16 protein-coding genes are annotated in these 21,219 nt (G+C 36.9%); 13 read left to right on the top strand and 3 right to left on the bottom strand.

What is annotated here, in order from left to right:
* The first annotated feature begins 42 nt into the window (after positions 1 to 42).
* The 3 genes from PHP06_04545 (at position 43) to PHP06_04535 (ending at position 4,264) form a co-directional block, all read left to right on the top strand.
* Complete coding sequence (locus PHP06_04545) at positions 43 to 276, top strand: DUF3892 domain-containing protein (GenBank protein MDD3839825.1); 234 nt, start codon at positions 43 to 45, stop codon at positions 274 to 276.
* A gap of 71 nt (positions 277 to 347) precedes the next feature.
* On the top strand, positions 348 to 1,601 hold the full coding sequence (locus PHP06_04540) for a DNA repair exonuclease (GenBank protein MDD3839824.1): 1,254 nt from the start codon (positions 348 to 350) through the stop codon (positions 1,599 to 1,601).
* Positions 1,598 to 4,264 carry an AAA family ATPase gene (locus tag PHP06_04535; GenBank protein ID MDD3839823.1) on the top strand — a complete coding sequence of 889 codons (2,667 nt, stop codon included), beginning with the start codon at positions 1,598 to 1,600 and terminating at the stop codon, positions 4,262 to 4,264. The genes PHP06_04540 and PHP06_04535 overlap by 4 nt, the downstream gene beginning before the upstream one ends.
* Before the next feature lie 11 nt (positions 4,265 to 4,275).
* Here the strand turns inward: PHP06_04535 and PHP06_04530 are convergent, their stop codons facing one another.
* Complete coding sequence (locus PHP06_04530; protein ID MDD3839822.1) at positions 4,276 to 4,962, bottom strand: TVP38/TMEM64 family protein; 687 nt, start codon at positions 4,960 to 4,962, stop codon at positions 4,276 to 4,278.
* A 319-nt stretch (positions 4,963 to 5,281) separates the two neighbouring features.
* On the opposite strand from PHP06_04530, the gene PHP06_04525 reads away from it, so the two are divergent.
* Complete coding sequence (locus PHP06_04525; protein MDD3839821.1) at positions 5,282 to 6,169, top strand: ARMT1-like domain-containing protein; 888 nt, start codon at positions 5,282 to 5,284, stop codon at positions 6,167 to 6,169.
* A 12-nt stretch (positions 6,170 to 6,181) separates the two neighbouring features.
* On the opposite strand, the gene PHP06_04520 is transcribed toward PHP06_04525, so the two are convergent.
* Complete coding sequence (locus PHP06_04520) at positions 6,182 to 7,123, bottom strand: DUF3810 domain-containing protein (protein ID MDD3839820.1); 942 nt, start codon at positions 7,121 to 7,123, stop codon at positions 6,182 to 6,184.
* A gap of 217 nt (positions 7,124 to 7,340) precedes the next feature.
* On the opposite strand from PHP06_04520, the gene PHP06_04515 reads away from it, so the two are divergent.
* The 4 genes from PHP06_04515 (at position 7,341) to PHP06_04500 (ending at position 13,123) form a co-directional block, all read left to right on the top strand.
* Entirely contained in the window at positions 7,341 to 7,868 is a 528-nt protein-coding gene (locus PHP06_04515; GenBank protein ID MDD3839819.1) for a nitroreductase family protein, read from the top strand.
* Positions 7,869 to 8,043: 175 nt separating this feature from the next.
* Positions 8,044 to 9,447 carry an efflux RND transporter periplasmic adaptor subunit gene (locus PHP06_04510; protein MDD3839818.1) on the top strand — a complete coding sequence of 468 codons (1,404 nt, stop codon included), beginning with the start codon at positions 8,044 to 8,046 and terminating at the stop codon, positions 9,445 to 9,447.
* The gene (locus PHP06_04505; protein ID MDD3839817.1) at positions 9,447 to 12,512 is read left to right on the top strand and encodes an efflux RND transporter permease subunit; all 3,066 of its coding nucleotides are present in this window, start codon (positions 9,447 to 9,449) and stop codon (positions 12,510 to 12,512) included. The genes PHP06_04510 and PHP06_04505 overlap by 1 nt, the downstream gene beginning before the upstream one ends.
* Before the next feature lie 14 nt (positions 12,513 to 12,526).
* Entirely contained in the window at positions 12,527 to 13,123 is a 597-nt protein-coding gene (locus PHP06_04500) for a TetR/AcrR family transcriptional regulator (GenBank protein MDD3839816.1), read from the top strand.
* Positions 13,124 to 13,164: 41 nt separating this feature from the next.
* On the opposite strand, the gene PHP06_04495 is transcribed toward PHP06_04500, so the two are convergent.
* Positions 13,165 to 14,082, bottom strand: coding sequence for an aminotransferase class IV (locus PHP06_04495; GenBank protein MDD3839815.1), 918 nt, complete (start codon positions 14,080 to 14,082; stop codon positions 13,165 to 13,167).
* 158 nt (positions 14,083 to 14,240) lie between these two features.
* Between PHP06_04495 and PHP06_04490 the strand changes: the two genes are divergently transcribed.
* The 5 genes from PHP06_04490 to PHP06_04470 form a co-directional block, all read left to right on the top strand.
* Entirely contained in the window at positions 14,241 to 14,852 is a 612-nt protein-coding gene (locus PHP06_04490) for a TetR/AcrR family transcriptional regulator (protein MDD3839814.1), read from the top strand.
* Between the two features lie 110 nt (positions 14,853 to 14,962).
* On the top strand, positions 14,963 to 17,059 hold the full coding sequence (locus PHP06_04485; GenBank protein MDD3839813.1) for an MMPL family transporter: 2,097 nt from the start codon (positions 14,963 to 14,965) through the stop codon (positions 17,057 to 17,059).
* 2 nt (positions 17,060 to 17,061) lie between these two features.
* Positions 17,062 to 19,188, top strand: coding sequence for a hypothetical protein (locus tag PHP06_04480; GenBank protein MDD3839812.1), 2,127 nt, complete (start codon positions 17,062 to 17,064; stop codon positions 19,186 to 19,188).
* A 210-nt stretch (positions 19,189 to 19,398) separates the two neighbouring features.
* Positions 19,399 to 20,445, top strand: coding sequence for an LCP family protein (locus PHP06_04475; GenBank protein MDD3839811.1), 1,047 nt, complete (start codon positions 19,399 to 19,401; stop codon positions 20,443 to 20,445).
* A 136-nt stretch (positions 20,446 to 20,581) separates the two neighbouring features.
* On the top strand, positions 20,582 to 21,219 hold a 638-nt coding region (locus PHP06_04470; GenBank protein ID MDD3839810.1), incomplete at its 3' end, for a response regulator transcription factor.

The following is a 21,219-nucleotide window of genomic DNA, read 5'->3' as shown; positions in this document are numbered from 1 at the left end:
TCATAGTCCATTGCGGGAAAATATAATCGGGGAGGGATTATGATTATGTATAAACCTAAAATAACAAAGGTAAGAAAAAACCCTGATGGCGATATTACCGATGTAATGTTGGAAGATGGTAATGTTTACTCTATCGAGGATGCAATTATGATGGTAAAGGAAGATTTGATTGAAGGAGTAAATGTAGGCAGGGCAAAGAATGGTAGAGAATTTTTGAGAAGTGATCCAAACGACACAAAGGAGGATAATCTGGATAACTTACCAACATTTAGATGATTATTCCGCTTTATTTTTATAAAGCGGATTTTTTTATGTTATAATTATTTTAAAGAAAGAGGGGTAATGGTATGGGGTTAAAATTCGTACATATGGCAGATATTCACCTGGATACTCCGTTTTATAGCAGTGATAAAAACACTGGAAAACTATTAAAAGATTCTATAAAGAATGCATTTGCTGCAGGAATTGAGCTAGCGGTACAACAAGAGGTAGATGCGGTTCTGATATCAGGGGACCTGTTCGATAACAATACATTGAGTTTTGCTACAGAAAAATTTTTGCTCGACCAGTTAGACAAATTGAAGGATGAAAATATTATAACATTCTATTCTCCCGGGAATCATGATCCTTATGGTCAAAGTTATAAGATGAGAAATATTCAGTGGCCTTCCAATATCATAATATTCGATGATGATATGCCCGTCACTCATCAGATTAAAGATAAAAGTGGAAAAGTCATCGGTCTGGTGACAGGGGTGGGGCATTCCCATAAAAAAGAATTTCAAAATTTAATAAAGAGATTTCCTGATCGTGATTCACAAGATATACCCCATGTTGGGATTGCACATGTTCTGGTCACAGGTCAGAAAAGTTCAGATCAACATGAGAGGTATGCCCCTTGTTCCATAAGTGATATGATGGAAAAAGGTTACGATTATTGGGCGTTAGGGCATGTTCATACCCGACTGGAGATTTCCCGCAACCCGTTTATAATATATCCGGGCAACATATCAGGCAGAAACCCGGTGGAAAGAGGTTGGAAAGGGGCATATTTGGTGGATATAGATGATAACAGGATGGTGCACACGGATTTTCATCCACTTTCTCCGGTATTATGGGAGGTAGTGACTATAGATGATTTGGAAAAGATAGAAACCTTGAGTCAGCTGGAAAATCATATACGGGATTCACTGCAGGATGTAGTCGATATGTATGACAGTGCCCAACATTTATTTTTAAGGATAAATCTTGAAGGACCCTGTAGCTTACATGAGGAATTGAAGGACAGGGACAATCTAGAGAGCCTGTGTGATTATGTGAAGCTGTTTACCGATGCACAATATGTGGAATTTTTAGTGGATAGACTGACTCCCTCAATAGATGTCAGCCAGTTCATTGGACAGCCTCATCTGTTGGGCACAGTCCTTGATTTATTGAAAGATGCAGAATCTGATCACAGTCTGTTGCTGAAGTTAAAGCCAGATGATCTGGGAGGATGTCCAAGTACCGATGATGACTCGGTGATAGAATATTTACGGCAACTGATGAAAGGATTGGATTATGAGATAGCCTCTCGAATGGTTTTGGAGGATGAATTATGATATTTGAAACTATAAAAGCTGAAAGATTTGGATGTTTAAGAGATTGGCAAACACCTCATCTAGATGAAGGTCTTGTTGTAATATTCGGACTTAATGAATCGGGTAAAACCACTATATTCAATTTGATGACCACAATCCTGTATGGTTTTAGTCCTGCTAGCCGAGACAACAATCCCTATGTGCCCTGGGATGAGAGCAAGGCATTTTGTCAAGCACGAATTAAGACGTCCTACGGGAAAAGGCTGGATGTGATAAGAAGGCTTCAGAGCGTTGCATCAGGCACCATAATATCGGATGATAAAAGCGTAGATATTTCAAATAAATCCCTTGAATATGTAAGGGGTTTGCCCAGGAAGGTGTTTGAACAGGTATATACTCTTGATATTGATAATATGTGTATGCCCAAAAGCAAGACCTGGGAGATGATGCAGGATCAGTTGTTGGGGGGAGAGTTTTGCTCATTTATAAGACCGGTTGTCGATGTCTTATCGGAACTGGAACAGCAGGCAAATACGTTGTGGCGTTCAGACAGAAGAGGAAAGCCTGAATCAAAGATGATATGCAAACAGCTGGATGGATTGATGGAGCAGAAAAGTGTCGCATTGGAAAATGAACGAAAGATCAGGGCTGATCAAAAAGAGTTGGACCATCTGGAACAAAAGTTGGAAAAGATGTATGAGCAAAAAGATTATATAATATCGTATATTGACAAATATGAAAGGCTTAATCCAGCCTTCAGGAAATTAGAGCGTATTGATAGCTTGTTATCTGAATCAGATGGCATACAAGAGTTTGATGGTGTACCGGATGATGCTAAAAGCTATATCAAACAATTGGATGATACAATAAATGATATCATTAAAAGCAAAGAACAATGCGATTTTCGTCTCAGACAGCTCAAACAGGAAGCAGAGGTTTTTTCAAACCAGCATCGACGTATTTTGGATAGAGAACATGAAATAATGACCTTGATAAGGTCATACGAGCAGATAAAGTATTATTTAAATGAAAAAAACAGATTAGAGGTAGAAACTGCAAAAACAGAATCATTGCTGATGGATAAAGCATCTGAGACACTGGTAGGCGGATGGAAGCAAGGGTTGGAAGAGGATATTGAAGGCGTGGATATGGCACAACTAAAGTCTTTTGTGTCACTGTATAGAAAACTAGATGAACAATATCAGCATCAAAAGCTGCAATCCATGCAGAGACTAGAAAAGAAAGAGCTTACACCTTGGATATCTTTTGTTATACTGCTTTCCGGCTTTGTAGGATTGATTATTTCACCGCAGCATTCTTTGGATTTTCTATTTGCATTGGTAATGCTTTTAGGTGCTACGTCTTATACAGGCTGGATATTTCTGAAAAGACGCAGATTTAATAAAAGCCCGGAAAAGATGATGCAGGATCAGCTATGTAAAATAGAGGATAAAAAAAGCCAGCTGTTATCCAAGATAAAGAGGGAATTGAAGGATATCCCTATCGAATCACAGAGATTGGAATATCCTGATGAAAATATTATCATGGATGTGAGTGTTTTAAAAAACTTGATTTCGAGATATACAGATATGAGAAACAGCATTCAAGAGATTGAAGGCAGATTAGGCCATTATAGTATCAGCATATCTAATCTTTATGATCAGTTCCATATCGGCGATACAACCGGTGATATGCTTAAAGATATCGATTTTTTAGAACAAAACTTGCAACAAGCTAGAAAGTATTACAGGCTAGTCCATGATGCACGAATAGAGATTGATGAGATGGGCAGGGAAATAGGAAAACTAGATGAGCAATTGAAGGAAACCCAACAGGCTAAAAAAGCCCTTTTAAATTGTATAAATAAGATGAAAGGAATAGATATAGAAGATAAGATAGATAATATTTTAAGTAGAAGAAAATGTAGGCAGCAAGCATACATGCTCATTCAGGAGTTGGAGGGTGAATATGATGACTTGCAAGATATAAAAGAGCTTTATCAGCATAAAAAAGATGTTTTTATTGATCAGAGAAGGATAGAAAAGTGTAAGATAGACAGAGAAAAGATCGAGCAAGAGATAAATCATATAAATAACAGAATAGGAACTTTAAAAAAGGAGATAGAGCACGGCTTACAGAATAAAACCTTGGATGAAATAGAAGGAGAAATATCCCATCTAAAGGATAGACTTGATGATGTGACCTTTCAAAGGGATCGGTTTATCCTTGCCAAGAATATAATTATTGAGGCACAGAAACGTTTCAGAGAGGAGCACCAGCCTGATGTTTTAAAAAAATCCGGTAAATATATAGAACTGATAACGGGAGGAAGATATGACAGGATTTATGCACAAGATGCATCTTCTAAACAGGGTTTGCAGGTAAGGTTGTGTCAGAATGATCGTATATTGGAGGTAGGGGAAAAGAACCTGAGCAGAGGTACCCTTGAACAAATCTATTTTGCTTTGAGGCTTGCCATGGCTGAACATCTGGACCCGGAAGGGGAGAGTTTACCTGTTATTTTGGACGATGTATTTGTCAATTGGGATGAAGTAAGAGCGGAAAACGGAGTTAAGCTGCTAGACGCTCTTTCTAATAGCCGCCAGGTATTTTTGATTACCTGTCATGAATGGTTGTTGAATATGCTATCATCAGCCATGGATGTACAGGTTATAAGATTGTAGATAGGCAATGGTCAGTTCTGTTTTTTCTTGTTGAGCAATACAGGTAGCAGTGCAAAGGCTGCAAAAATTACAAGTGTAGCATATGTTCTGGGAGTAAAAACATCGCTCATGGAATTTATATTGCTTATGGTATCTCCTGCATTGGCACATACAAAAATACCGGGTATCACACCTACAGCAGTTGTCCATACAAAGGTGCCTAAAGGTAAAGGTGTGATTCCGAACAGAAGATTGATCATAAAAAAAGGTAACACGGGTACAAAGCGTAGGGTAAGTGCATAATTTTTTCCATTTTCCTTAATTTTTTGATTTATGTTTTTGAATTTATCTCTGTATTTTTTTTGAATCCAGCTACCTATTATATAACGTGAAAACAGAAAGCTCAATGTTCCTCCTATGGTAGCTCCTATTATCGAATACACCATAGCAGGAACAGTTCCGAATAGAAATCCTCCTGCGATCAGTGTGACTGTAGCGCCTGGGAAAAAGAAAGATACTACAAATGTATAAAATAATATATATATTATAACGCTGATAAGATAGTGTTCAGACATGTACTCCTTCATGAAATTTTTATTCCTTTGAAAGCCTTCTAAAGTCAGCCATTCTCCTAAATCTGTATATTTAAATATCAATATGATTCCTAGTACTACCAGTATAGCTGTTATTATTTTTTTAAAATTATCTTTGGTAGGCATTTTATCTATCTCTCCCTATGTATTTTTTATATACTTTATATTATAAGAGCAATTAATATAAAATGGAAGTATTAATGGAAGTTTGTGGGATGAAAGCTGACTGCATATACTTGAAAACGTGTTATAAAACAAATATAATCATTGATAGCAGTGATAAATATGTATAACATAAAAAACAATTTTTAGATTTAAGTCGAATATTTATAAGCAGTCTACTTATTTTCTATGTAAGTTTTACTAATATGATATAAATGTTATAGATTTAGATGTTATTTTAGATTCAGTGCTTTATGCATATATATATGAAGAGATGAAAGGAATGACAAAAATGAGACAAAGAGTTGAGTGTTTACCCTGTTATTTAAATCAGGCTATTTCTACTTTTCTGGTAGGTAAGGTAGATGAACAAAAGCAGAAAGAATTTATGGCAGAGATAATAAAGGAGTTGCCTAAGCTTAATTATGATAAAACTCCGGGGGAGAATACATCTCTGGTATTGCAGCGTGCATGTGAGCTTATGGGCAATAGTGATCCTTATAAAGAAGCCAAGAGGGAATCCAATGAGCTGGCATTGAGCATATACGATGAATTAAAAGATACAGTGGATAAATCTGAAGACCCATTATTTACTTCATTTCAGATGGCGGTCGCCGGCAATATAATCGATATGGGAATTATCAGGGATTATGACATACATGGAGCTATCCATGATGCCTTGAATATAGATTTTGGCATCTGTGATTATGATAAGTTTAAAGATATGTTGAAAGATGGGTATACTATATTGATAATCGGCGATAATAGCGGCGAAATAGTTTTTGATAAGCTATTGGTTGAAGAGCTGAATAAGCTGGGGAAAGAGACAATCTATGCTGTAAAAGAAGAACCTATACTGAATGATGCTACTATGGAGGATGTATATCAGTCGGGTATGGATAAGATAGCTAAAGTTATAACGAATGGCAATGAGTTTTGCGGTACTATATTTGAAAAATGTTCAGATGAGTTTCTCGATACATTTGATAGTGCGGATATCATAATAGCTAAAGGTCAGGCAAATTACGAATCGCTAGAAGGCGAAAGTAGAGCAGGGGACAAAACCTTTTTCATATTGAAAGCAAAATGTGGTTCTGTTGCCGATAATTTAGGCGTGGAACAAGGGACCAATGTTTTTGTACAAAATGTGATTAAACACGTACAAGGATAAGGGAGCTGGTATTTATGGTGACTTGGTTTTTCTATATTCTGCTATCACAAGATCTACCATCTCACCGTAGCTTTTTATTCCCTTATTTTGCATGTTAGATTTAAGATATGCATCATTTATGTTTGAGGATATTTTTTCTATAGGTCCTTGATATTTGCTCCAAAATTTATTTATCGAGCGGAGGTCTTCCATTAGATTATAGTTATATTTTTTATTCAGGTCATAATATTTGTCAAGGGAATGTTTTCGTAATTCAGCAGAACAGTATATCAAAGCCAATAAGGTACCGGAATATTTAAAATCAGGGTCAGGGTGGTTTGTACATACCAAATATGAGATGTAGTTGGCTTCATCTTCCCGTGCGATCCCTCTTTGATGTGCCATTTCATGGCATACGGTGGAGGGTAGGGTACAGGGGGGAATATTGGTATTGATATTGGCTTCTCCTGTAAAGGGAAAGTAAAATCCTGATATGCCCATATAGGACAATACATCAGATAATATCACTTTCTTGGCTCTAGTATATTTGCCTGTTAATTCAGGATAAGTTTTTGATATAATTTGATACCCTTTTTGAGCCCGTGTAAACACATTATAGGATTTTTGCTTTGGCTCCATTGTTTTATTTAGGTTATTTGCATCATCAGCTAGTTTATGGCATACAACTTCCAGCTCTTCTATGGAAGGAGAGCTGGTGTTCAGTTGGGCCATTTGGGAAAATGGAAGGCGGTGATAGTTTAAACCCCATAGCATGATAAATAAAAAATATAGAATACTTACTATAATTGCCCCATTTCTTGCCAAAGTCAATATCTCATATTTTTTGGTCAGTTTAATGATATCGACAATGCGTATTAAAAAATAGATAATAGAAAAAATGATGAATAATTCTGCTAGAGAAATAGAGAAAAAAGCGTTGAAATAATTGAGGATTTGGCTGAAAAATCTGAACATGACAGTCGAGTATATAATTTCCACTTTTTCGGGTATATATGTGGCTAAATATGATATTACTAAACTCAAGGGCAAAAGTAGTATGACATAATTTGTGGATTTTCTCATTTCCACCATCCTTTTATTGCTTTTATTAGTATTCACCTTTTTATTATAAAATTATTCTGTTTTGTCTTGTAAGCTATCGACTATAATAAAAAATAGGGAGGTATATATAATGTTTTTTATTGATTTAGCTAAAAGAAGATATTCTACTAGAAAATATAAGGATCAGCCTGTAGAGCTGGAAAAATTGCAGCAGGTGTTGGAAGCGGCGAGAATTGCTCCTTCAGCTGCCAACCTTCAACCTGTTAAGCTTGTAGTTTTACAGGATGATGATATGAGGAAAAAGATTTCTGTTACATATAAGAGGGATTGGATTTTGCAGGCCCCTGTTATTATAGTAGCATGTGGTGATCATGATAAATCTTGGCACAGGGGGGATGGCAAAGATCACTGTGATGTGGATGTTGCAATAGCAGTGGATCATATGACTCTAGCTGCTGCAGAATTAGGTTTGGGTACCTGTTGGATATGTGCATTTGATGCAAAGAAATGCCATCAATTGCTTGAATTACCTGACAATCTTGAACCTATCGTGCTTTTGCCCCTAGGTTATCCTGCAGACCAGGTAGATGTGAACCGCCATCAAACTAAGAGAAAAGATATGGACGAATTGGTATACTGGGATGTATATAAAGAATAGAATATTGTTATGTTTGCTGCATCGTGACAAGGGGACGTTTCGTTTGACACAGTTTTAGAAAAACTGTGTCAAACGAAACGTCCCCTTGTCACTCTATTTTTTTTATTGACAGTGTATGGAATCAAGTATAAAATGTTTGGTGACCGAACATTCAGTCAAAGGAGGATGATAATCAGTGAAAAGGTGGATAAGAAATAGCATACTCATCATTGTTGTTTTTTGTATGCTGATTTTTGTATTGACATCATGCGGTATCAAAAAACAGGGTGATGAAGGGCAGGAAGAAGGCGGAACAGATGCTGTTTCTGTTGAAATAGAAGAGGTACAGCTGAAAGATATACAAGTAGCCAAAGAGCTGTCCGGTAAGTTGGAGGCCGGTAAGGAGATAATGGTTGTGCCCAAGATTCCCGGTCCGGTAAAGAAGGTCAATGTAAAAGTAGGTCAGGCAGTAAAAGAAGGTGAGGTGCTGATAGAGTTGGAGGGCAGCGACGTAGATATGCAGATAAAACAGGCCCAAGCTGCTTATGACGCTGCTAGTGCAAATATCCAGCTATCCAAAAAACAATTGGATGAATTGGCAGCGCAAAAGAATAACCTTGATAAAGCTATCGGTGAAATAGACAGTCAGATAAAAAAGATGGATCAAGTGACCGAAAAGGTTTCTAGCCAGCTATCTAAATTATCACAACAATTGCAGAAAGGCGAGATAACCCAACAGCAATTTCAGCAAGAGTTGACTAAATACATACAAAATAACGTACCAGATGAGTATAAGCAATATCTAGGGGATATATCTGGGGGAATGGCGGCAGGAAATGCTATTAATTTATCGGGAATGGTTAATGGGAGACAGCAGTTATTGAGCAAAAAAGCAGAACTTGAAGGAGCAAAGATAGAATTAGAATCAAAGCTGAAGCTGACTCCTATACAGCAGAAAGCCTTTGATGCCCAATTGGAACAGGCAAAGATAGGGGTGGATATGGCCGAAAGTGCAGGAGATAATTTAAAGCTTAAATCGCCGATAGATGGGATAGTAGCCAGCCTGACAGTGGAAAAAGGGGAGATGGCAGTTCAAAATATGCCTCCTGCAACTGTAGTAGATGCCAGTGAAGTTACTTTGGATGTAAACTTGACTGAATTCGAGGTAAACAAGGTAGAAGAGGGGCAAAAGGTTGATGTTGTCATTGAGGCATTGGATGATTCAAGTGTATCAGGTGTGATAGATTATATAAGTCCTACTTTGGATATTAAGACTCAGTCTTATCCTGCCTGTATAAAAATAGACAATCCAGATGGAATTATTAAATCCGGTATGTTTGCAAAGACCAGTATCAAAGTTGATGAGAAAAAGGATTGTATAGCAGTTCCTAAAAAGAGTATATTAGATCAAGCAGGAAATTCATTTGTATTTATTATAGATGGTGATAGAGCCAAGAAGGTGCAGGTGGAAATCGGAATACAAGATCAAGAATATGTAGAAATTTTATCAGGCTTAAATGGGGGAGAAAAAGTTATTACTAAGGGTAAAGATTTTTTGAGTGACGGTGCTAAAATTAAAATTGTCCGGGGTGAAGACTAGTGAAGCTATCAGAATTCAGTATAAAGCGCCCGGTTACTATCACTATGATAATGTTGATAATAATTCTTTTGGGTGTTGTTTCGCTTACGAGATTAAATGTTGATTTACTTCCTAATATAAATATTCCTGTTGCTGCAGTATCTACAGGTTATAACGGTGCAGGGCCTAAAGAGGTAGAAGAGATTGTAACCAAGAATATAGAAAATACTATGGCCACTGTGAGCAATGTAAAGAAAATCAATTCCATATCATCGGAAGGGAATTCTATAGTAATACTTGAATTCAATAATGGAACTGATATGGATTTCGCCACCCTTGAGATGAGGGAAAAATTAGATTTAATAGAGGGGATGCTTCCCGAGGGTATAAGTTCACCTATAGTTTTAAAATTAGATCCAAATATGCTTCCAATTATATCTTTTGGTGTATCAAAGACTGGAGAGGATATGAATACTACTAGGCTTTGGGTAGAGGATGTATTAAAACCTCGTATCGAAAGATTGGATGGTGTGGCTTCCATCAGTTTAGCAGGTGGTACAGAAAAAGAGGTAAAAGTTATTGTAGATCCTGATAGGTTATCTGCTAACAATATATCCCTTGAGCAGGTTGTAAATGCCATCCGTATGGAAAACATAAATGCTCCCGGAGGAATGATTACCGAAGGGCAGTATGACCTTTTAGTCAGGACAACTGGAGAGTTTGAGAGCCTAGAAGATATAGAAAATTTGCCTGTGGTCACGCAAAGTGGCACTAAGTTTTTGCTCAAAGATTTATGTCAAGTAAAGTATGCAGACAAACAGAAGGTTGCTTATTCAAAGATAGATGGAGAGGATAGCATAAGCGTCTTTATACAGAAGGAGAGCGATGCTAATACTGTTAAAGTATCTGAAAAGGTTAACCAGGAGATAGAAAAGATAATTCAAGAGTATAGCAACGTTAACATCACAACTGTGCTGGACCAAGCAGAGTTTATCAATCTTTCTATCTCTTCTGTTGCAAAGAGTGCATTGATAGGCGGTCTGTTTGCTATACTGATTCTATTGGTGTTTTTGAAAGATATTGCACCTACATTGATCATCGCTACGTCTATACCTATATCAGTTATAGGTACTTTTATTTTGCTATATTATTCTGAAACAACTTTGAATATTATATCCCTTGGGGGACTTGCTCTGGGTGTAGGCATGTTGGTAGATAATTCTATTGTTGTTTTGGAAAACATATATAGGATGAGGCAGGAAGGATTTGGAATGATGGATGCTGCTAAAGAAGGAAGCAGTCAAGTGGCCATGGCTATTACTGCTTCTACCCTTACAACTATAAGTGTTTTTATACCAATAGTTTTTGTTCAGGGTATAACGGCAGAGATATTCAAGCAGATGGCATTGACTGTGACCTTTTCTTTGATTACATCTTTAGTTGTAGCTTTAACCCTTGTTCCCATGCTTTCTTCAAAGCTTCTTACCAACAAAAATTCTCAGGAGAGGAAAAATAGGGTTTTAGAATATATAAACCAGAAATATCATAACTTATTAAATTGGTCTATACAACATAGGGCAGCCGTAGTTTTCATAGCTATGGGAGTTTTTGTGGCATCTTTGCTCTCTGCATTTTTCATTGGGTCGGAATTTTTTCCAACTGTAGATCAAGGGCAGATTAGTATTACTGTCAATATGCCCAAGGGAACAAAATATGATGAGACTGTAAATACCGTGAAAGAGATAGAGGATGTAGTATATTCCATACCTGAGGCAGATATTGTAGCCAGCAGTGTAGGAGGAAATGAAATGTTTGCAGGCTATACGCCTTCAGCCGGAGATAACGGTAGTATAACTGTAAATCTAAAGCCTATTAAAGATAGAAATCGAAGTACCCAGGATATTGCTCAAGAAATAAGGGGAAAAGTTGCTCAAATCCCTGGGGCGGAGGTAAAGGTGGATGCAGGTGGTTCAATGATGGCCAATGCTACCGGCGGGATTTCGGGTGCACCTATTTCGATAGCTATAGAAGGAGACAATCTTGATATTTTGAGAGACATATCATTTGATGTGGCAGATATAGCAAGGAAGGTTGAAGGAGTAGCAGAAGTAGAGAGTGGTTTTGAAGAGGGGAGTCCAGAATTTAGAATAGTGCTGGACCGAGAAAGGGCCTCACAATACGGAATAAATGTTGCGTTGGTATCTTCCACTGTTCAGGGATTTTTACAGGGAAATGTAGCAACTAGATATAAAACAGGTGGCAGAGAAATGGATGTGAGAGTGCAGGTTGAAAACAAAGATCATCTCGATTTAAATGATATAGAAAATTTGCCTGTACAATCACCCCTAGGTATGACTGTACCGCTAAAAAATATTGCAGATATATATGGCGAAAAAGGACCTATTCAAATACAACGAGAGGGTCAGACTAGGGTTGTAAAGGTTTCAGTTTCTATCAAACAGAGGGATTTAGGGAGTGTTGTTAAAGATATTGAAGAACAATTGGAAAGTTATAGATTACCTGAAGGGTACAGCTTATATGTAGGGGGCGAGAGTGAGCAGCTCCAGCAAGCCTTTGAAGATTTGAGCAAGGCACTTTTGTTGGGGATAATATTGGTATATATGATAATGGCCTCCCAGTTTGAATCCCTGGTTTATCCTTTTACAATAATGTTCTCAGTTCCTTTGGCTTTAACCGGTGCTTTTTTAGCGCTTTTTTTGACAGGTCAGGCGTTGAGTGTACCAGGTTTGCTAGGTATGATTGTTTTGGCAGGGATAGTGGTGAACAACGGAATAGTTTTAGTCGATTATATCAACCAGCTGAGAGAAGCAGGAAATGACAGAACTGCTGCCATATTGGAAGCCGGGCCTGCCAGATTAAGACCTATATTGATGACCACCCTTACCACAGTGCTGGGGTTGCTTCCCCTTGCATTGGGGATAGGAGAAGGGGCTGAACTGGAGAGACCATTAGCCATCAGCATTATAGGAGGTCTCATACTGTCTACAGTATTGACTCTTATAATAGTTCCTGTTATATATACTTTATTTGATGATATAGCAATCAAGTTTAAGACAGGTAAATAGAGGGGGAAAATTTGGTGACAAAAGACAAAGGTAAAAGATTAATCATATTAAATGCTGCAACTAAAACTTTCAGCAAAAAGGGCTTTTATAATGCAAGTATATCCGATATAGCAGAGACTGCTGAAGTAGGAAAAGGCACTATATACGAATATTTTAAAAGTAAAGAAGAACTTTTTGTAGAAGTGGTGAAATGTAATTTTGCTAAATGTTTTGATCTTATAGAAAGCGAAATAGGAATAAAATCAGATTTTGAAGGCAAGATAGATGCTTTTGTAAATATTAATTCAAAGTTGATAGATAAAAATATGAAAATTGCTCATATCATGAGATTGAGGAATGAAGGTATTTATTTAAAGAGTGAAACAAAGGAACGACTGTCGTCCATCATTTCCCAATATAGAAAGCAATTGATAAGCATTATTATAGATATATTTCGCATGGGACAGAAGGAAGACAAGGTAAAGGATATAGACAAGGAATTTACTGCCGATATATTTGTTAATATGATTATAGCATATAGCATGAGAAGTTTAGCACAAGATGATGAGATAAAGATAGAGAAAGAGAAAAAGCAGTTGATAGAACTTATAAAATACGGTATAAGCATATAAAATATGCACCAGATTAAATCTGGTGCATATTTTATATCTATCTATTTTTCAGATAATGTGATCTCTTTGTAAATATCCTTTCCAACTTTTTCGCTCCATTTGGATATTATTTTTCTCCAAACAGGACCAGGGTTACCGTCGCCTATCTGTATTCCGTTTATTTTTACAACAGGGCCTAAACAATAGGGCGTGGTGGGAACCCAGGCTTCTTCTGCGTTTACTGCATCATATATTTGAATATCTTCTTGTACGAAGGGTATTTTCATTTCTTCTAGCAATTCAGTTAAGAATATGAGACTTTCCCCCCAAAGAATATTATTTTTGCGGGGAGATATAACCTTGCCATTTCTATAGATTACGAAATTTGAGCCTCCTGTTTCAGCTATGTTGCCGTTAATATCCAGATATAGAGGCATGGCTTTTGGATCTGTTAAATGTACCTGCTGTTCCCCTACCCACATATGAATTCTATTTCTGTTCTTTATTTTGGATGAAACACATTGAGGAGGCCAGTGCATATTTACTGGAGTTATGCAGTGTATCCCCTTGATGAATATGTCTCTCCATAAGAAAAACGGTAAGGAGAAAGTGTGCTGTACATAGGTAGGAGTTAGATTCCCTGTGAGTCCTGCAGAACCGGCATATACAGGGTTTTCCCCCGCAGTTACATAGTATACAAGCCCCAGCTCTTGTCCAGGGCAGAGCCGGCTGTTGTGTTCAATCAACTTTTTAGATATTTCCATGCTCTCATCAATAGAAACAGGAGGTTGTATGTATGTGTATTTACAAGAACGATATAGCCTTTCTACATGTTCTTGCATCCTAAAAGGTTTTTGGTGAAACGTCCTTAAAAAGTCTGTTACTGAAGCGCCGATTACAATACCCAGGTCATATATTGGCAGTCTGCATTCGGACTGAGGAATAAACTTTCCATTCATATATGCTAAAGATTCTTTCATTATCTCATCTCCCAATATTCTTATATTAAAAATATTATATATCAAAAAAAACAAACAATCTATATGAAAAAATATTGACTAATGGTCATTTTAGTTATATAATTGTATCTGGTTTAAAAAATGACTATTGGTCAATGCCATGAAAAAGAGGTGAAGTTGTGGAAGAGAAGAACAGCAAGGTGCTTGAGAACAAAAGATTTAAAAGAAATGCAATTTTTGAAGCAGCGTACAATTTATTTACAACTAAGGGCATCAATAACACTACTATAAGCGATATTGTAAATAATGCAGGTGTAGCCAAAGGGACCTTTTATCTTTATTTTAATGACAAGTACGATATCCTTGATCTAATTATCTTGAAAAAGAGCACAGAAGTTATAGTTGAAGCCAGCAAGGCGGCGCATAGTGAGGAGCATTCTAATTTTGAAGACAGGGTAATTTATTTTACCAACTTCATAATAGAATATTTGAAGAAAAACAAGATTTTGCTGAAGATAATTCATAAGGATTTATCGTATGGGATGTTTACTAAAGCCTTAAAGGATCAGCACAATTATCTTGAGATAAGCAATATTGTTGATGAATTTATAAATGGTTTGGTCAGCAAGGGCTATGATATAGAAGATGCCAAGAAAGTCCTTTTTATTATTGTGGATATGATAGGTTCAGTGTGTTATAGTGCCATAGTGCTGGAACAGCCATTTAAGATGGATGAGATGAAACCTATTTTGTTTAAAATAATCAAGAGCACAATTGACCAAAACCCCTAAGGTGATGTTCTCAAAAGCAAAAGTACCTACTATCTGCTTCCAAATAGATATAACTAATACAGATAGATTCAATAAACCTAAAGTGACATGACGGAAGGAATGATTGCATGATGTACAAGTTTGGGAAGTTTGTATCCAAGAACAGGATACTGGTTTTGATAATTGCTATACTGCTGCTTTTCCCCTCATTTTACGGGATGGCTATTACGCGTATCAATTATGATATGCTTACATATCTGCCTGAAGATATGGATTCAATGAAAGGTCAGGAGTTGTTGGACAATACTTTTTCTAAAGCTGCAACTGGAATGCTAGTTATAGAAGATATGGAAGATAAAGATGTACAGGTTATCAAGGAGAAGATAGAAAAGGTAGAAGGCGTTGAAAGTGTTACATGGATTGATGATTTTGTAGATATATCGGTACCTGGAGATTTTCTGCCAGAAGAGATAAGGACTACTTTTTACAGCGATAATTCTACATTGGTAACTATACAATTTGAGTATCCAGCCGCTTCAAAAGAGACTATGGATGCACTAGAAGGTATAGAGAAAATAATGGATAAGCAATGCTTTTTATCAGGTGCTGCCTCAATAATCAAAGACACAAAAGCATTGGCAGATAAGGAGACCCCCATATACATAGCTTTGGCGGTAGCATTAGCAATTATTGTTTTAGCTCTTACTCTTGAATCCACGCTTATTCCATTCATTTTTCTTGCATCCATAGGAATTGCTATTATGTATAATTTTGGTACAAACGTGTTTTTGGGAGAGATATCCTACGTAACAAAATCTTTGGCAGCTGTTTTGCAGTTGGGAGTTACAATGGATTATTCGATATTTTTGTTTCACAGGTATGATGAAGAAAAGAAAAATACCGATGACAGAGTAGAGGCCATGGCTAAGGCAATTTCGGCGTCTGCATCTTCAGTATCCGGCAGCTCCCTTACGACTATAGCTGGTTTTGCTGTGTTGGTTATCATGCAGTTAAGACTAGGGGGCGATATAGGTATTGTTATGGCAAAAGGCGTATTATTAGGGGTTATCTGTACTGTAACTGTTTTGCCGGCACTGATTTTGGTTTTTGATGGACCAATTCATAAATATAACCACGGGACTATTTTGCCTAAATTCGATAAAATGGCCAAATTTGTAACAGACAATTATAAGATATTACTCTTAATATTTATAGTATTATTCATTCCGGCTATATACGGACAGGCAAACACAGAAGTTTATTATAATTTGGATAAGTCCCTTCCTGAAGATATGCAGTCGGTGGTGGCTTTGAATAAGCTGAAAGAAGAGTTTAATATGACGACTACCCATATGGTGATCGTCAAAGGTGACATCCCCTCTCATCAGGTAAATCAAATGATAAAAAGGATAGAACAGCTTGATGGTATAACAAAGGCGGTATCCTATGATAAGTATATTGGAAGCGGTATTCCTAAAAGTTTTATACCTCAAAAATTTGTGAATATGTTTGAAAACGATGGATATAAGCTTATGTTAGTAAACTCAAAATATAAGGCTGCCTCCGATGAGTTGAACAAACAGCTGGAGGATATGGATAATATAATAAAATCATATGATGAGGAAAATGTTATAGCCGGGGTAGGAGCCCTTACCAAGGATTTGATTGAGGTCTGTGATATAGATTTTAGGAACGTAAATATAGCCTCTATAGTAGCTATATTTGTAATAATAATGTTATTGTTTGGTTCAATATCTATACCTATCATGTTGGTTAGCGCTATAGAGCTTGCAATTTTTATAAATATGGGAATACCCTATTACACAAATACTTCAATACCCTTTATTTCATCCATAGTTATAGGATGTATACAATTGGGTGCAACGGTTGATTATGCTATATTGCTTACTACCAGGTTTAGGGAAGAGATTAGAAATGGATTTAAAAAGGGCGAAGCCATGTATATAACCCTTAAAAATTCTGCTAAATCTATAGTTACAAGTGGATTAACATTTTTTGCGGCAACGATAGGCGTTGGAATTGTTGCTGATATAGAAATAACAAGCAGCTTGACTACCATGATAGCAAGGGGAGCTATAATAAGTATGGTTGTAATATTATTGCTGTTACCTGCTGTGCTGATAGCTACAGAGAGCTTTATATCTGTTACCAGCAGGTATTGGAGAAATAAAGCATCATTGACTGCTTTAGAAAGAGAGGAGAACTGATAATGAACACAAAAAAGATGCTAAAGACATTAAGCATAACACTGCTTATAACGTTTTGTTTTACAAATATGGCTTTTGCAGCCGAAAAAGTAACTAAGGATGAAACAGTATATGTAAATTTAAATAATGAAGGTAAAGTTGAACAAATAATAGTAAGTGACTGGCTTTATTCCGATGGCCAAGGGATAAATGTAAAAGATCGATCCGATTTAAAGGATATAAAAAATATAAAAGGCGAGGAGCAGCCAATTATAGACGGGGATATTTTGAAGTGGGAATCCCAAAACAGCGATATATTCTACCAGGGAAAATCAGACAAACCTCTTCCGGTAGATGTAGAGATAACATACAAGTTAGATGGAAGGATAACCAGTCCTAAAGATTTGGCAGGTAAATCAGGGGATGTGGATATTACATTAAAATTCAAAAACAATTTATCACATAATACCATCATAGATGGAGAGAACAGAAGATTATATACCCCATTTGCTGCTGTTGCAGTCGTCAATCTTCCAGTAGATAAGTTTTCTAATATACAGATAAATACAGGCGGAATGGTGTCAGAAGCAAACAACCAGATAATAACATATATAGCATTCCCGGGATTAAAGGAAAGCTTGGGTGAATATGATGATATATTAGATCTTCCGGATCAATTGGAGATAAAGGCAGAAACTCAGGATTTTGAACTTGACCCTATACTGGTGACAATCGCATCAGAGATTCCCGATGCGGAGGATCTGGATGAATTGGGAGATAATACTGATAAATTAACCGATGGAATAGATCAAATGGAGGATGCAACCGGTAAACTGGCAGATGGGACAGGTCAACTGGCAGATGGGCAAGGTCAACTTGTTGACGGTATAATGGATTTTGGAAATGGTGTTGGAAAGTTGGATTCAGCTTTTGATGAATTAAAGGCTGGAATAGGAAAAATAGATACCGGTTCCGGACAGGCCGGTGATGGTGCAAGGAAAATTTCTAAGGGTGGCAAGATTTTAGCTGATAATGCCTCAAAATTAGGCAAAGGCGTGGATGGTTTATCGGATGGTGTTCAAAAGTTTGCAAATGGTGCAGGTGATTTTGTACAAGGTGCAGGTGATTTTTCAAAAGGAGCTACGGAATTTGCTAATGGTGTAACTGATTTTTCAAGCAGTTTAACAGCACCTGGCGGAATGGTGGATAGCATTGGTGCTCTAAAGCAGGGAGCAGGAGAACTCAAAGAACAAACTAGCGAAGCAGGACAGCTAAGAGCTACACAATCCCAGGTGACGGCAGGTATATCCTCTACAATAAAAGCACTTGAATCGATGAAATTACAGATGGAATCAGCGGGGATGGATGTTTCCGGAATTGGGCAAATAATTTCAAATATGGAAGGGCTAGAAATGGCCTCTACAGGAGTAGGCAATGGGTTAGGACAGCTTCACATAGGTCAGAAACAACTCTATGGTGGTTTAGACCAATTGGATAAAGGGATACAATCCGCTATGCCAGAACTGCATAAAATGGATGAAGGTGCTAAAGGTTTAAAAACAGGTGCATCTAAATTAAAGGCAGGGTATCAAAAAATGGCTGGAGCACCGGAAACTATAAGCGGTGGTGCATATGAGTTGAATCAAGGCTCATCTAAGTTTGTAGAAGGGGCAAGACAACTATCTATGGCATCTGATCAATTGGCAGAGGGATTGGATGGATTGAGCACGGGTACTTCTGCATTAAGAAAAGGGGCTGACCAATACAGCGCCGGGAACAAAAAATTAGCCGGTTCTACTACACAACTTGAAGATGGAGCAATAAAGATAAGTGACGGTATGAAAGAGCTGGATGAAAACATGAAAAGGTTTTATCAGGAAGGCGTACTGGAGCTCAAAGATGAAGTAGAAAAAAAGATTGATGGATTGGATGAATTAAAGGAAGTCAAAGATAAGCTCAAAGAATATTCTGATTCATATAATATATATACAAAGCTTGGGGATGGTATGGAAGGAAAAGTAAAGTTTGTTATGAGGACTGAGGAGATAAAAAAACAGGAGAAAGAGGTACAAAATCATCGTAATCACGAGAAAAGTGAAAAGAAAGGATTTATACAATGGTTTAAAGATTTATTTAAATCACATAAATAAAATTGACCACCCTAAACTTCATATAAAGTAGACTATATCGTCTACTTCTTTTTTTTGCAATTTTTTTGTAATTTGTTTGTAACCAAATGATTGCAATGTATTTGCTATAATATTAGTATTATAGAAGATAAATATTAAATTCAGCCTGTATTGTGGAAGGATGTAAGGGTTATCGGTATTTTGAATTATGAAATGAGGGATGATGACAATATGTTTAAACCTGATAGTCTAATTTTTAGGATAGCTGTAATTGCCGTTATGATATGTATTTTTTGTACAGGTACAGTTTCTTGTTCTTTTACAGATCAAGCCAGGCAGGATGAAAGTGTTATAAATAAAGATCATGATAAAGACGACAATGCTGACCAGCAAGTATACAATAAAACTGAAGGAATAACCAATATACTTTTGATAGGTACTGATAGCAGGGAGGACTACGACCGTGGACGTTCAGATACAATCATTATTGCTACTGTAGATAATCAGCATAAAAAAATAAAACTTACTTCCATAATGCGGGATACTTATGTAGATATACCCGGCCATTCGTCGCAAAAAATAAACCATTCGTTTTATTTTGGGGGTCCTCAGCTGCTCACGGATACTATTGAACAAAACTTGGATATAAAGCTTGATAATTATGCAATAGTTGATTTCTATGGGCTAGTGGAAGTGGTGGATATATTAGGGGGAATAGAGGTAGATATAAAGGACTACGAAGTAAATGAGATGAACAGATGTATAAAGAATAACATGAACGAGTTGAAGGATAAACAGAATAAAGATAGTAGCCTGTTAGACAGACCTGGAGTACATAATTTAGATGGAACTCAGACATTAGCTTATACTAGGATAAGAAAAGTAGGGAATGGAGATTTTGAAAGAGCTGAAAGGCAGAGAAAAGTTATACTGCTGTTGGCGGAAAAATTAAAACAAGTTCCCATTGCAAAATATCCCTCGCTGATAACCAAATTTATGCCTTATGTTCAAACAAATATGAGCATTAAGTATATGGCTGATCTAGCCTATACTGCATGTAAGATGGATGAATTTTCACCTGAACAGCTGCAGATTCCGGTTAATGAGATCAGTAGGGGAAGGAGATATGGCCAAAAGGGTTGGGTATTGTTTATGGATGCTGAACAGAATGCGAAGATATTGAAGGATTTCATCTATAATGATAAAGGGTATGATGAAGACGACATAGATGTAGAATTATTTCAACAAAAATTGCAAGAATACCAGCAGCAAGATTAGCCAGTATTTTATAAAATAACGGGATGCAAATTAGTTTAAATTACCAACAAAACTCTGACTTAAAAGGTTAGAGTTTTTTATTAATAAATGCTATACTGAATAAAAAGCAACAAAGAAGGGTTTTGAGGTTGACAATATGAGAAACAAGATATTGATTGTAGAGGATGAGAGCAGTATAAGGGGGTTTTTAAAGCTCAGCTTTAAGAGCGGAGGGTACACTGTTATTGAAGCTGAAACAGGAGAACAGGCTTTAGAGAAGGCCAGGCTAGAAAGGCCGGATATTGTTGTCTTGGATATAATGCTCCCAGGAATAGATGGATACAAGGTGTGCGAGATATTGAGACAAGAGCTTCCCCGGGTAGGAATTATAATGCTCACTGCAAGAAGTCAGGATATGGATAAGATAATGGGTCTCCAATACGGAGCAGATGATTATATAATAAAGCCGTTTAACCCTACAGAGCTATTACTAAGGGTTAAGGCTTTAGAGAGAAGAGTGGTAAAACAAAGCTCTGGCAGGTCAAAACGGTTTATCGAATATCCTCCTTTTAAGATAGATACATATTCACGGAAAGTATACAAAAATGAAAGAGAGTTAAACTTGACTCCAAAGGAGTATCTTTTGATAAAGAAGTTTATGGAGGAGTCGGGCAAGGCATTCAGCAGAGATGAGTTGCTTGACCTTGTGTGGGGAAATGATTTTGTAGGAGATCCTAAGATTGTTGATGTAAATATTAGAAGGATGAGAAAAAAAATAGAGCAAGATCCGTCCAA

It is taken from the genome of Clostridia bacterium, from assembly GCA_028698525.1.
Taxonomy (GTDB): domain Bacteria; phylum Bacillota; class Clostridia; order JAQVDB01; family JAQVDB01; genus JAQVDB01.
The sequence above is the reverse complement of the archived record's forward strand: the minus strand, read 5'-3'. Positions and strand labels throughout refer to the sequence as shown.